Raw genomic sequence first — 13,493 nt, 5'->3', positions numbered from 1 at the left:
TTATTTGCCCTCCACGTCGAATGGGAAATCAAGTCCCAGCTCATCAAAGAAAGGTTTTAGTTCAGCGTCAATACCCTTGATCTCTGCTTGCAGCTTGCGGATCTCAGCGGCAACAGCATTCAGATCAATCTCTTCTTCCGGCTCGAAAGTATCCACATAGCGAGGAATGTTGAGATTGAAGCCGTTTTCTTCAATCTCCTGCATGGTAGCGACATGAGCATACTTGTCCACATCAACACGGTGTTCGTAGGTCTCTACGATTTTATCAATATTACATTCACGGAGAATATTCTGGTTTTTGCCCGCTTCATAGTCGTTAGATGCATCGATGAAGAGAATATTATCAGAATTGCCGTTACGCTCTCTTTTGAGAACAAGAACACATACCGGGATGCCGGTGCCAAAGAAAAGGTTGGCAGGCAGACCGATAACAGCATCCAGAACGTTCAGCTTCTGAATGAGGTATTTACGGATAACCTCTTCGGCTGCACCACGGAAGAGCACACCATGAGGTAGAAGCACAACGGCGCGGCCATCTTCGTCCATATGGTGAACCATGTGCTGAACGAAAGCAAAATCAGCTTTACTCTTAGGAGCAAGTTTGCCGTATTCGTTGAAGCGCTCATCCTCCATGAAGCGCATATCGGCAGACCACTTTGCAGAGTAAGGAGGATTTGCGACCTGAACACGAAATTTCATGTCCCCAAAATAGTCATGCTCAAGCGTGTCTCCATTGTAAATATTGAAATTACGATACGGGATACCGCGCAGGATCATGTTCATTCGAGCGAGGTTATAGGTGGTAGAGGTCAATTCCTGTCCGTAGTAGTTACGAACATTTGCATAGTTTTTCAGACGGAGCAGCAGAGAGCCGGAACCGCAGGTTGGATCGGCAGCGTCTTTAACATCGGTCAGACCAAGGCAAGCCAGACGGCAAAGCAATTCAGCGGGACCGGAAGGTGTATAAAACTCACCGGCTTTTTTGCCGGCGGTGGCGGCAAACTGACCAATAAGATATTCGTATGCGTTACCCAAAACATCAATTTTAGTGTCCTCAACGCTGAAGTTGATTTCATCCAAAGATGCAATGATTTTTGCCATAACAGTACTTCTGTCCTTAACGGTATGACCTAACTTTGTGGAATCAAGCTGCATATCGGAAAACAGACCATCGAAATCATCCTGAGAATCGTTTCCAATAGTGGATTCCATTAAAGCGTTGATAGCCTTCTGCAAAAACTCAATGTCGAAGGAACGGTTTTCAACCATCTTCACCATCTTGCGGAACAGGAACTGGGGCTCAATGATGTAGCCAAGGTCGCGGAGTGCTTCCTCAATAACAGCGGATCTGTATTCCTCGTCTGCCCAGGCCTCTTCATAACCGATATCGTCATCTTTTAGAAGATTAGCCATATATTTCTCGGTTCTGTCAGAAAGGTAGTAATAGAAAATCATGCCCAAGATATAGTTCTTGAACTCGTAAGCCTCCATATTACCTCTAAGGGCATTTGCCATTGCCCACAGCTTGTTACAAAGTTCTTTTTGATGAGCCTGAATTGAATTATCCATTATTTTTCTCCTTATTGATATTTTTCAGTGTGCTGTCTAATGAAATCAACGATGCGGTTTACCAGTGACCGCTTCTTCATCAGCGGCATAGGCTTATTGATCCGGTCTCTGATGTTACCGGCATCCATCGTGCCGGAAAACTCATATTCAGAGATAAATTCCGTAAGCATGGCGGTGTCGATATCCTCCGTTGCGGCGAAGGCCACGATTTCTTCTCGTTTTGCTTCGTTTTCAAAGTCGTTATATGCGGCATCGATTTCATCGGCACTTTCAAGACCGACAACGACCCTATCCAGGAAGGCCTGGAGAATTTCAACCTTACGCAGCAACTGAGGGTTGTCCGTTCTGCCCAACTCCTCTTTAATGTGTTTGATGTCGTAGTTCTTTTGCTTCTCGTCATCAAAATGAATATTACGAATCAGATTCATAATATAAGCAACATTGATTCGGTCGCTTTCCATCAGCTCAATGCAGAAGTCGACATCATTCAGAACAGACGCAACCTCACGGTCTGTTTTCTGTCGTGTATAAAGCATAAGGTATTTACTCTTATAGTCCTGGTATTCCTGTTCGGACATAATGAGAGCATCCTGGTCAAAGCTAAACTCGATAAATGTCTGTAACGACTGCAGGTATTTTGTCAATTCGCGGAAAGTAATGACGAACAGTTTTTGATCGTCTTCGCTCTGCATGGTGTCAACGGATTCCGGGAACAAAGCGATTTCCTTCAGCTTCATTACCATTTCATTGAACTTTTCCACGAAGAACTGATAACCGGGAACGACAATACCGGAAGTATCGTGGCTTTTGGAGAAAAGTGTCAGTGCATCATCAGTACGCTTCTTGAGGTTGCGGTAACAGATGATAATACCGAATGGTTTAGTTTCTTTCTCAACACGGTTAGTACGAGAGTAGGCTTGCAGCAGATCGTGGTATTTTAAGTCCTTATCTACATAAAGGACAGAAAGCTGCTTGCTGTCAAAGCCTGTAAGGAACATATTTACAACAAGTAAAATATCCAACGACTTGGTTTTCTTACCCTTAACACGATCAGAAATATCCTTATGGTATGCCGAGAATGTTTCCGTGGAGAAATTGGTGCTGTAGGTTTTGTTATAATCGGCGATGATACGTTCCAGTGCATCGCGGCTATGTTCATCTTTGCCTTCAGCATCTTCATTCTGTCCGTAAGAGAAAATACCGGTGATATTCAAATCATGCTTGATCTTCTTGAAAATGCCGTAATACTTCACCAGTGCCGCGATGGAGGAAACGGCAAAAATTGCGGTGTACTGTCCGTTTCGTGTCTTAGCTTTATGATTCTGAACAATATGGTTTGCAATTAAGGACATTCTTTCTTCTGAAAGGTAAAGTTCACCTACATCTATGGCCTCTGTCATAGTGGGATCATCCCAATCAAAATCACCCTCCATCGTCTTGATATACTCAACATGAAAACCGAGGACATTGTTATCGAAGATAGCATCCTTGATCAGATAATTATGTACGCACTCTCCGAAAAGCATCTCAGTAGTTTGAGTAATCTTGCCCTCCGTCTTGCCATTGACCTCAAAGCGAGGTGTGCCGGTAAATCCAAAGAACTGAGCTTTTTGGAAGTGGCGAACAATATCCTTGTGCATATCACCAAACTGACTGCGGTGACATTCGTCAATAATAAATACCACTTTCTCATCCTTATACGCACTCATGATTTTGGCGTATTGAGGACGCTTGACTGCATTCGCCATCTTCTGCATCGTTGTAACGATAAGCTGACGATTCTTATCCTGCATTTGCTTAACGAGGACATTAGTGCGATCGGTTGCGTCAACAGAGCCGATTTCAAATTTGTTGAATTCTTCTGTGGTTTGAGAATCCAAATCCTTACGGTCAACAAGGAAAATAACTTTTTTGATGTTAGGGTTGGCTGCCAAAATCTGTGCTGTTTTAAAGGACGTCAACGTCTTGCCAGCACCGGTTGTATGCCACACATACGCATTTCGGTTGGTGAGAGTTGCCTGACGGACAAGTGCCTCCACCGCATATACTTGGTAAGGACGCATAACCATCAGCAATTTGTCTGTATCGTTCAAAATGGTATAACGGGTCAGCATTTTAATGATATGATCACGAGCCAGGAAGGATATAGAAAACTCCTTCAAATTCGTGATGCGTACATTATTGAAATCTGTCCAAAAGAATGCGAGGCTATAGAGCAAGTCTCTGTCGGAGTTTGCAAAGTATTTGGTGTCAACACCATTGGAAACCACGAACAACTGGATGAAGTGGTACAGTCCATTATAAGAATGTTTTTTATAACGCATTACCTGATTGACCGCTTCACGGATGTCAATGCCTCGACGTTTCAGTTCCACCTGAATCAGTGGAAGACCATTCACGAGGATGGTAACATCATAACGATTCACATATTTGCCCACAACGGTTGTTTGGTTGGTGACTTGAAAAATATTCTTGGTGTGATCGTTGTCAAAGAAGGAAAGGTACACCTTAGTTCCGTCTTCTCGTTCCAATACGAACTTATCACGCAGAATTTTTGCACTCTGGAAAATAGATTTTCCGAGCATGAGGTTAAAGATGCGCTCCCACTCTTTACCGGTCAGAGGCGTATCAAGTTTTGCGGCATTAAAGGCTTCAAATTGAACTTTGAAGTTCGCCACCAAGGCATCGTAGTCCGGTATGGAAACGGTGCTGTATCCTTGTTTGTTTAATTGCTCTATAAACTGTTGTTCCAGAGCTGCTTCACTTTGGTATGCCATATCTTCAACTCCTATACTTGAGGATATATTAATTGTTTAATTCCCAAACGAATGTGAGTATGGGAATAGATATTGAGTTCTCTTCAGTTGTAAGAATATCATAATTAATCCATTGAAACTATCACGCCTATTCATCAATAAATTCCATAATATCATCCATGACGACGTCAAGAGCTTTGCATATTCGTCCAAGAACATCCGTTGTTACATTATCTCCATGTGTAAGTTTGTTTATTGTATAGTGGCTCACATTTGCCATTTGCTCAAGATCCTTCTTTTTTAAATCTCGATCAATAAGAAGCTTCCATAACTTTTTATAGCTTACATTCATAGTTCTGACCTCGCTTACATTTTATCGGTAAGTTGCCAAGACCTATTATATCACATTAAGTCCGAAAATTCAAAACAATGTTAGTGTTAAAAAACATAAATGTAATATAAAAAACCGAAGCTTCTGAAGAAAACTCCGGTTTTTGCAATATCTATGCTTAATTTAGTTCGTTCAGTAAATCTGTATCAAAATGCAGTAATAATCTTCGTATATGTCTGCCCGTCTAAGGGAAAAAAGGCTGACTAGGCTGATGCGTAGAACGGAGTAAAGTGGAGCCAGAAAAACCCCACGAAATGGCACATCTTCCGCATTTAAGGGCAAAGACGGATACCTCTTTTATGAGGTATCCTCTATCAACTGTGTGGCGGCGCCTGCTATACTTTTGCGGAACCGTCTATAAAACTAATACTCCGCGGATATGGACTATATTAACGGGAATGTCCTTTGCTGCCAGAGCTAGCCAGATCGTACTAAAATAACATGACGGTTTGGCTTAAAGGATAAATCACGGTAAATTAAGTGTAGGCGAATGCAAATGACTATGAACTGCGTAAATTGAGTATAATTGAGTACAACTGAGTAAAATCAGACTGGAAAAGCGAACAAACTTTTTGTAATAATCAAAGCGAACAAAAAAGCGAACAACCGCAAAAATGACTGAGTAAAATGACTATGTTTTCAAACCTAGTAACTATTCCAATTTCGAGACTACAAACAAAAAATCCCCCGAACAATAGGGGTGAATACCGTTTTTTATTTCAGCGTATTTGACGTGGAAACATGGAAAAATCGACTGGGTATCTTGCGTGAACGCATTAAAGCTTGGCGGACTGCCGGAGGTTTTCAGCTTCGAGCTGGTTTACGGACACGTTCCCGCCACCGCCGCGGCAGAATTTATGGGCTTTCTGCACCGGATTGGCCAGCGGCTTCTCTCAATTTAAATAACAAAGAAATGCAAAAGGGGCATATGCAAGAGCCGTTTTTGCAGAGCGCGCGGAAACAGAAAATGAGCGGGGATTTATTCCCCGCTCATTTTTATAAATCTGTCAATCACGTTCACCGCGGTTTGGGCGGCCTGTTCTAAAAATTCAAAATAGTTTTCTGCGCCGGAACCGTCTGCCCGGTCGGAAATGGCCCGCAAAACACAGAACTTAACGTTGTTAATAAAGCAAACCTGCCCAATGGCACCGCCCTCCATTTCGCCGGCAATGGCGCCAAAGTTTTTAACAATTCTGTCCTTCACTTCTTGGGAGGCTAAAAACTGGTCGCCGGAGCAAATTGTTCCTGTGCGGTAATTTACGCCCAGCTGTTTGATGCAATCCACCAACAGTTGGCGGGTTTTCCCGTCCGCCGGGATTTTAATGATGTTAATGCCGGAGAGGAACCCGGCAGGGTCGCCCAGGGCGGTGGTGTCCATGTCGTGCTGGGCCACGTTTTCCGAAACTGCAATGTCGCCGATGGTGAGGCTTTCGGTGAGCGTGCCGGCCACGCCGGTGTTAATAATCACGTCGGGGGCAAATTTTAAAATCATGGTTTGGGCGCACACGGCGGCAAACACCTTGCCGATGCCGCACACAGCCAGAACAACTTCTCTGTTGTGAATGGTGCCTTTTGCATATTCAATTCCGCTCAAGGTAACGGTTTCGCGGTTTTCCAGCATTTGCACAAGCGACTGGATTTCAACGCCCATTGCTCCGATAATGCCAATCATTTTTGGTCCCCCTTTGGATATTCAAAATTATTCCGGTCGTTTTTTAAATCTTCTAAAAAGCGCGCACATTCGCGCTGTGCATCTTCCACGCTTAGATTGCGAAAGTTTCCGCACTCAATTTCGCTGTTTCCAAACATTTCACCTGTGTGGGACGCAATTTTTTTCAGCGTTTCCAAAACCACCCAGCGCACCGTTTCGTTGTCTGCGTTTCTCACCAGCAGATAAAACCCAGTTTGACAGCCCATGGGGCCAAAATAGACCACGTTTTCGGCAATTTCTGAGTTCCGCACATAGGTGGCAAACAGATGTTCAACTGAATGCATTGTGCGGTTGTCCATATAGTCGCCGCAGTTGGGCTTTCTGGTGCGCAGGTCGTAGGTGGTGATGTCACCGTCGGTGCGGGAAACATAAATTCCCGGGGTGATAAACCTGTGGTCGGCCTCAAAACTTGCAATTTTTTTTATGTGTTTCATTGCTTACTCCTTTAACAGCCCGTCAAACGTAGCCTGCACCTGTTTTAAGTCTTCACGGATGTGCAGCTGCTGGGGACAGACGGTTTCGCACTTGCCGCAGCCAATGCAGTTTTTGGCCTGTTTTTCCTCTGGCATATTGTTTTTCCAGCCGCGGAGGGCGGTATCCCGATTTTCATACATGCCGTAGCCGTTCCAATGGGCAAAGTTTCCGGGAATGTCCACCCCGGCGGGGCAGGGCATGCAGTAGCGGCACGCGGTGCAGCCGTTTTTCACCCGGGCTTTTAAGTTGTGCATTACCTCGTCCACCGCCGCAAACTCCTCTTGTGTGAGGGGCTTAAAATTGGTGAAGGTGTTTAAATTGTCTGACACCTGTGCAGGAGTAGACATGCCGCTTAAAATTACTTTCACGTTGGGCTGTGAGGCAACCCAGCGAAGCGCCCAGGATGAAGGGGTTTTCGAGCTGTCTATTTTTTCAAAGGGAGCTTTTACATCATCGGGAAGTACGGCAAGCTGACCGCCTTTTACCGGTTCCATTACGATAACCGGAATTCCTAAGCTTTCTGCAAGTCTCAATCCCTTTAAGCCCGCCTGGTCGTTTTGGTCCATATAGTTAATTTGCAGCTGGCAGAAATCCCACTTTTTGTAAGTAATCATTTCTTCAAAAGCTTCGTAATTATCATGAAACGAAAAGCCCAAAAAGCGGATTTTTCCCTCGGCTTTCAGCTTTTCACATTCTTCAATTACGCCTAAGTCCCGCATTTTGCGGAAACGGCCCAAATCCAGAGCGTGGAGCAGGTAAAAGTCGAAATAGTCTTTGTTCAGTTTTTTCATCTGCATGTCGAACAGCCTGCGCACGTCGGATTTGTCGTTTACGTCCCAGCAGGGAAGCTTGGTTGCCAAAAGGTAAGACTCCCTGGGATATTTTTCTAAAACGCGGCCTACAAACGGTTCGCTGCTGCCCTCGTGATAGGGCACCGCCGTGTCGTAGTATGTAACGCCTGCGGCCATGGCGTCATCCATCATTTGTTCTGCCAGGGGCTCGTCGATTTTGCCGTTTTTGTCTAAGGGAAAGCGCATGCAGCCAAAGCCCAACAACGAGCTTTCCACGTCTAAGTTTTGAAATGTTCTTTTTTCCATTTTAAATCCTCCTACAGTTGGTTTTCTATGTCAGCTTCACAAAGCACGGGGTTTTTCACTTTCAGCTCCATTCCTTTTAAATAGGAAAGAACGCCTGCGTCGGTTTGAAAATCAAACCGAATTTTATATGCAATGAGCGCCTGGCGGGTTTGTGAAAGGGTTTTGTCCGGCCGGCCATATTTGCCGTCACCGAAAAGGGGATGACCGATATGGGCCATGTGAGCGCGGATTTGGTGGGTGCGGCCTGTGACAAGCAGCACCTCCGCCAGGTCGTGGTTTTTGAAACGTTTTACCACTTTATATTTTGTGATAATCTCTTTTGCGCCGGGAGCGGGGCGGTCAAATATTTTGGCCTGTTTTGTGGTTTCGTCTTTCCTGTGATAAGCCCTTAAGGTTGCGCTTGGTTCAGGAAGATGGCCGCAGACAATGCAAAGGTAATATTTTTTAATTTCCTTTTGTTTTATTTTTTCGCACAGCACCCGCAGGGCCTCGGCGTTTTTTGCCGCTAAAACAAGCCCCTGTGTGTTGCGGTCAATGCGGTGGGCCAGGGCAGGGGCAAAGGTGCGGTCTTGCCCTGGGTCATATTCGCCCTTGTCGTACAAATATTTTTGAATGCGGTTAATCAGCGTGTCCGGCGAGCCGGTTTCGTCAGAGTGAACGCTTAAGCCCTGGGGTTTGTTTGCCAAAAGAATGTTTTCGTCCTCATACACAATGTCTAAGGAGGCGGAGGTGAGGAGCAGAAATTCGTTTTCGCTGTCTTTCAGCTCAAAAAACTCGTCGTTTATGTAGGCCTCCAAAACGTCGCCCTCATACAGCATAAGCCCGCCGTCGGTAATACGTTTGCCGTTAATTTTCACTTTCTTTTTCCGCAGGGATTTATACACCAGGCTTTTGGGCATGGTTTTTAAGGTTTTAATTAAATATTTGTCCAGCCGTTGGCCTGCGTCGTTTTTTGTTATGGTGAATTGTTTCATTTTGATTTCCTTTTTTATGTAATAATACTATTATATCATAGGAGAAGGTGAGTTTCAAATTTTTTTACGCCTGTTAGGGTGTACCGTAAACATTTTTTTTAATTGGGTGCTATAGTAGTGTATTGAAAGTGAGCAAAAGTATAGAAAGGAGGTGTTATAATGATGGATACGGGCGAGTCGGCGGAACAGATGGTGTATATTATGGAAAGCGCGCTGCGCGCGTTTCAACAAACAGAAACTTGTACTAAGTTAGAGCTGCAATGTGAACAAGCGCAACGCGAGCTTGAAAAGAAATTTGACGAGGAGGACTACTCGTTTATTATGAAACGGGTAGAAATATTCAGTTTACGCTTGGAGCGAGAGGGAGCGTTTCTCTACCAGCAGGCATTTAAAGACTGCATTTGCCTTTTAAAGTATTTCAACATTCTAAACTGACCTGGAGCCGCGGGCGTTTTTTCAGGCGCCTGCGGCAGTGGTAAAATATGCACAAATATACTGGCGTAATACATGAAAAATTTTGGTATATATTTTTTTCGGTTTTCCGAGAAAAAACTTGCAATAATGCTAAGAATTATAGTATAATATAAGGGCTGTGACATGGCATACGAGGAAGTGGGAGGTTGCCGCGCACAAATAAGCGGGTTTTTCCATGGAGAATGTCCGATTCATGAAACCGGGCGACAGTCATACGCAAAACGGCTTACTTATTACAAAAGAGGCGCTTAAGGGTAGTTGTGCCCTGAGCGTGTGTCCGTTTGTGCAGATTGAGCATTTTTAAGACCCGGAGACCGATTTGGTTTTCGGCATTATTTATGAGCAGGCGCTAAACGCCCGGCTCGGTGTCTTAGAAAACGTCGTTCCATCACAGACAAAAATTTGATTTAAGGAGGAAACACAAATGGCACAGGCAAGCCAGAAAATGAGAATCAGACTCAAATCTTACGACCACGTGTTGTTAGACCAGTCCGCAGAAAAAATTGTGGAAACAGCAAGAAGAAACGGAGCAAAGGTATCAGGCCCGATTCCCCTTCCCACAAAGAAGGAAATCGTAACCATTCTCCGTGCTGTTCACAAGTATAAGGACTCGAGAGAACAGTTTGAGATGAGAACTCACAAACGGTTAATTGAAATCTTGCTGCCTACACCGAAAACGGTTGACGCTCTTATGAGAATTGAGCTGCCCGCAGGTGTTGACATTGAGATAAAGAACTAAGCGTTTCGCAAATTTACGCTTGGGCAAGCTGCAAAGCGGCTTGAAAAAAGGCACTGCCGCATTCTTTTCAGCGACGCGGCGGGTCATGTTCGTCTGGCAATTGGACGAACCAATAACCAAAAATTGGAGGTGCTTTTATGAAGAAAGCGATTTTAGGCAAAAAGCTCGGCATGACGCAGCTTTTCGGCGAAAACGGCGTTTTAATTCCCGTTACCGTTGTTGAAGCAGGCCCGTGCAGGGTAATCCAGAAAAAAACAGTGGACAGCGACGGTTATGAGGCTGTTCAGGTTGGTTTCGGCGAAAAGAAAGAAAAGCATACGCCGAAAGCAATGCAGGGACATTTTAAAAAGGCAGGAACGGGATATATGAAATATCTCCGCGAGCTCAAACTCGACAATTCCTCCGAAATGAATGTCGGCGATGAAATTAAGGCGGACGTATTCGCTGCCGGTGATGCGGTTGACGTAACCGGCATCACAAAGGGTAAAGGTTATGCCGGCCCGATTAAACGCTGGGGCGCGCACAGAGGTCCCATGACCCACGGTTCCGGTTACCACAGAGGCCCGGGCTCGCTGGGCGCATGTTCTACACCGTCCCGTGTTATGAAAGGCAAAAAGCTTGCCGGTCACCTGGGCGTTGAAAAAGTAACAATTCAGAATCTTGAAGTCGTTTTGGTTGACGCAGAGAAGAACGTTTTAGCAATCAAAGGCGCAATCCCAGGCCCCAAAGGCGGCATGGTTATCATCAAAGATTCTGTTAAGGCATAACAAGAACGGATACGAAAGGAGGAAGTGAAATGCCTAACGCGAAATTATTTAATATGGAAGGTAAAGAAGTCGGAAACTGCGCTTTAAACGACGCGGTGTTCGGAATTGAACCGAATAAAACGGCTATGCATACAGTAGTAGTCAGCTACCTCGGCAATCAGAGGCAGGGCACACAGAGCGCTTTAACCCGTGCGGAAGTTCGCGGCGGCGGCATTAAGCCGTGGCGCCAAAAGGGAACAGGCCGTGCAAGGCAAGGTTCTATCAGAAGCCCGCAGTGGACAGGCGGCGGCGTGGTTTTTGCGCCGAAGCCGAGAAGCTACAGAACAAGCGTGAACAAAAAGATTAAGCAGCTTGCAATGCGCAGCGCGCTTTCTGCAAAGCTTGCGGACAATGAAATGCTCCTTTTAGACAGCATTGCGGTTGAGGAAATTAAAACAAAAGCAATCGTAAATATGCTCAAAAACCTGGAGGTTTCTGAAAAAACATTGATTGTTCTTGCCGACAAAGACGAAAAGGTTTATCTTTCGGCTAAGAACATTCCCGGAGTCTGCGTGTCTTACGTTGGAATGCTCAACGTGTATGAAGTGTTAAAGTATAAAAAAGTTATTTTAGCAAAAGACGCCGCCGACAAATTAGGGGAGGTGTATGCGTAATGAAAAGCTCTTACGATATTATTTTAAAGCCCGTCATTACAGAAAACAGCATGGATATGCTGGCAGACAAGAAATATACGTTCAAAGTGGCAACCGACGCCAACAAAATTGAAATTAAAAAGGCTGTTGAAGAAATTTTCGACGTGAAGGTTTCAAAGGTTACCACCATTAACATGGACGGCAAAATGAAGAGAATGGGCAGAAATGAAGGCAGACGCGCTGCCTATAAAAAGGCTGTCGTAAAGCTCACCGAGGACAGCAAAACCATTGAATTCTTTGAGAGCATGGTTTAATTAACTATTTGTATTAAGGAGTGAACGTAGATGCCGATAAAAAAATATAATCCTACGTCTCCGGCAAGAAGATTCATGACGGTTTCCACCTTTGATGAAATTACAAAGACAGAACCGGAACGCTCTCTGCTTGAGCCCATGAACAAGACCGGCGGCAGGAACAGCTATGGCAGAATTACCGTTCGTCACAGAGGCGGCGGCAACAGAAGAAAATACAGAGTAATTGATTTTAAAAGAAACAAAATTGGAACAGCTACCGTAATTGGTGTTGAATATGATCCTAATAGGTCTGCCAATATTGCATTGGTAGAGTATGAAGACGGCGAAAGAAGATACATCTTAGCACCCTTAGGCGTAACAGACGGAACAAAAATTGTTACCAACCCTGAAGGCGCAGACATTAAGCCGGGCAATGCAATGCACATTGCAAACATTCCCGTTGGTACGCTGATTCACAACATTGAGCTGCGTCCCGGCAAGGGCGGTCAGCTTGTCCGCACAGCAGGCGCAAGCGCACAGCTCATGGCAAAAGAAGATAAATATTCACAGGTTCGGCTTCCCTCCGGCGAAGTTCGCCTGATTGCAATGAACTGCATGGCAACCATCGGCCAGGTCGGCAACTTAGACCACGAGAACGTTTCCATTGGTAAGGCCGGCAGAAAACGCCACATGGGCTGGAGACCGACGGTGAGAGGTTCCGTAATGAACCCCTGCGACCATCCCCACGGCGGTGGTGAAGGTAAGTCCCCTGTTGGACGTCCGGGACCTGTTACCCCCTGGGGTAAACCGGCTTTGGGCCTGAAGACCAGAAAGAAAAAGAACTTAAATGACAAGTTCATTGTAAAGAGAAGAAACGATAAATAATGTTTGGAACGGAAAAGTCCCGGGGCAAGTCCCCCGGGAAATCTTCGGCGAAGGAGGATTAAGATGGGTAGATCGATTAAAAAAGGACCTTTCGTGCAGGAAAAACTTTTGGCAAGAATTATTAAGATGAACGAAGCCAACGAAAAAAGAGTTTTAAAGACATGGTCGAGAAGCTCAACCATTTTCCCTGAAATGGTAGGACATACCATCGCAGTACACGACGGCAGAAAACACGTGCCGGTGTTTATATCGGAAGATATGGTTGGTCACAAGCTTGGTGAATTTGCACCGACAAGAACATTTAAAGGTCATGCCGGAAATAAAACAAGCGGCAAATAATATTTCCTTTTAAGAGAGGAGGAGTCACTAGTGGAAGCGAGAGCAAAACTTAGTTACGCTCGGATTTCATCCAGAAAAGTTAAAATCGTAATCGATATGATTCGGAATAAGCCCGTGGGCGAAGCAATGGGCATTTTGAAAAATACGCCGAAGGCAGCCAGCGAACTGCTGATTAAACTGCTGAACTCGGCCGCAGCGAACGCTGAAAACAACCACAACATGGACAAAAACAACCTCTATGTTGCAGAAGTTTATGCAAACCAGGGACCGACCCTGAAAAGAGTCCGCCCCAGGGCACAGGGCAGAGCGTTCAGAATTAGAAAAAGAACAAGCCACATTACCATCGTGTTAAAAGAGCTTGGTCAGGAATAATTTTTAAGAAGGAGGTAGAT

16 protein-coding genes are annotated in these 13,493 nt (G+C 45.0%); 9 read left to right on the top strand and 7 right to left on the bottom strand.

All coding sequences use genetic code 11. The features are described from left to right. The 3 genes from H8698_RS03400 to H8698_RS03390 form a co-directional block, all read right to left on the bottom strand. Positions 1-1,569: a type I restriction-modification system subunit M gene (locus H8698_RS03400; RefSeq protein ID WP_249311161.1), complete on the bottom strand. Its 1,569-nt coding sequence runs from the start codon at positions 1,567-1,569 to the stop codon at positions 1-3. 11 nt (positions 1,570-1,580) lie between these two features. Next, positions 1,581-4,346, bottom strand: coding sequence for a type I restriction endonuclease subunit R (locus H8698_RS03395; protein WP_249311160.1), 2,766 nt, complete (start codon positions 4,344-4,346; stop codon positions 1,581-1,583). 127 nt (positions 4,347-4,473) lie between these two features. Next, positions 4,474-4,677, bottom strand: coding sequence for a helix-turn-helix domain-containing protein (locus H8698_RS03390; RefSeq protein WP_249311159.1), 204 nt, complete (start codon positions 4,675-4,677; stop codon positions 4,474-4,476). Positions 4,678-5,483: 806 nt separating this feature from the next. Here H8698_RS03390 and H8698_RS13255 point away from each other — a divergent pair. Beyond that, the gene (locus H8698_RS13255; protein ID WP_283245362.1) at positions 5,484-5,618 is read left to right on the top strand and encodes a hypothetical protein; all 135 of its coding nucleotides are present in this window, start codon (positions 5,484-5,486) and stop codon (positions 5,616-5,618) included. Positions 5,619-5,695: 77 nt separating this feature from the next. Here H8698_RS13255 and H8698_RS03385 read toward each other — a convergent pair whose 3' ends face one another. Genes H8698_RS03385 through H8698_RS03370 form a run of 4 tightly spaced genes read right to left on the bottom strand, consistent with a single transcriptional unit; the run spans position 5,696 to position 8,972 of the window. Further along, on the bottom strand, positions 5,696-6,388 hold the full coding sequence (locus H8698_RS03385) for a 5'-methylthioadenosine/adenosylhomocysteine nucleosidase (protein WP_249311158.1): 693 nt from the start codon (positions 6,386-6,388) through the stop codon (positions 5,696-5,698). After that, positions 6,385-6,861 (bottom strand): S-ribosylhomocysteine lyase, encoded by a 477-nt coding sequence (locus tag H8698_RS03380; RefSeq protein ID WP_249311157.1) that lies wholly within the window; start codon positions 6,859-6,861, stop codon positions 6,385-6,387. Before H8698_RS03380 ends, H8698_RS03385 begins: the two co-directional genes overlap by 4 nt. Positions 6,862-6,864: 3 nt before the next feature. After that, positions 6,865-7,998 carry an aldo/keto reductase gene (locus H8698_RS03375; protein WP_249311156.1) on the bottom strand — a complete coding sequence of 378 codons (1,134 nt, stop codon included), beginning with the start codon at positions 7,996-7,998 and terminating at the stop codon, positions 6,865-6,867. A gap of 11 nt (positions 7,999-8,009) precedes the next feature. After that, positions 8,010-8,972: an RluA family pseudouridine synthase gene (locus H8698_RS03370; RefSeq protein WP_249311155.1), complete on the bottom strand. Its 963-nt coding sequence runs from the start codon at positions 8,970-8,972 to the stop codon at positions 8,010-8,012. Between the two features lie 159 nt (positions 8,973-9,131). On the opposite strand from H8698_RS03370, the gene H8698_RS03365 reads away from it, so the two are divergent. From H8698_RS03365 to rplV, 8 genes are all read left to right on the top strand, one after another. After that, positions 9,132-9,407 (top strand): hypothetical protein, encoded by a 276-nt coding sequence (locus H8698_RS03365; protein ID WP_177679183.1) that lies wholly within the window; start codon positions 9,132-9,134, stop codon positions 9,405-9,407. A 463-nt stretch (positions 9,408-9,870) separates the two neighbouring features. After that, on the top strand, positions 9,871-10,185 hold the full coding sequence (gene rpsJ, locus H8698_RS03360) for a 30S ribosomal protein S10 (protein WP_177679181.1): 315 nt from the start codon (positions 9,871-9,873) through the stop codon (positions 10,183-10,185). A 137-nt stretch (positions 10,186-10,322) separates the two neighbouring features. Continuing rightward, entirely contained in the window at positions 10,323-10,952 is a 630-nt protein-coding gene (gene rplC / locus H8698_RS03355) for a 50S ribosomal protein L3 (RefSeq protein ID WP_177679178.1), read from the top strand. Positions 10,953-10,981: 29 nt separating this feature from the next. Next, the gene (gene rplD / locus H8698_RS03350; protein ID WP_177679177.1) at positions 10,982-11,605 is read left to right on the top strand and encodes a 50S ribosomal protein L4; all 624 of its coding nucleotides are present in this window, start codon (positions 10,982-10,984) and stop codon (positions 11,603-11,605) included. Then, positions 11,605-11,898 carry a 50S ribosomal protein L23 gene (gene rplW / locus H8698_RS03345; RefSeq protein WP_249311154.1) on the top strand — a complete coding sequence of 98 codons (294 nt, stop codon included), beginning with the start codon at positions 11,605-11,607 and terminating at the stop codon, positions 11,896-11,898. Before rplD ends, rplW begins: the two co-directional genes overlap by 1 nt. Positions 11,899-11,928: 30 nt before the next feature. Beyond that, positions 11,929-12,762 carry a 50S ribosomal protein L2 gene (gene rplB / locus H8698_RS03340; RefSeq protein ID WP_177679812.1) on the top strand — a complete coding sequence of 278 codons (834 nt, stop codon included), beginning with the start codon at positions 11,929-11,931 and terminating at the stop codon, positions 12,760-12,762. Between the two features lie 63 nt (positions 12,763-12,825). Beyond that, on the top strand, positions 12,826-13,101 hold the full coding sequence (rpsS, locus tag H8698_RS03335) for a 30S ribosomal protein S19 (protein ID WP_177679813.1): 276 nt from the start codon (positions 12,826-12,828) through the stop codon (positions 13,099-13,101). 30 nt (positions 13,102-13,131) lie between these two features. After that, a complete protein-coding gene (rplV, locus tag H8698_RS03330) occupies positions 13,132-13,473 on the top strand; it encodes a 50S ribosomal protein L22 (protein WP_177679814.1) in 342 nt (113 codons plus the stop codon). Positions 13,474-13,493: the final 20 nt, after the last annotated feature.

This window comes from Congzhengia minquanensis (assembly GCF_014384785.1).
In the GTDB taxonomy this organism is placed as follows: domain Bacteria; phylum Bacillota; class Clostridia; order UBA1381; family UBA9506; genus Congzhengia; species Congzhengia minquanensis.
This window is presented reverse-complemented; position numbering and strand designations above follow the sequence as displayed.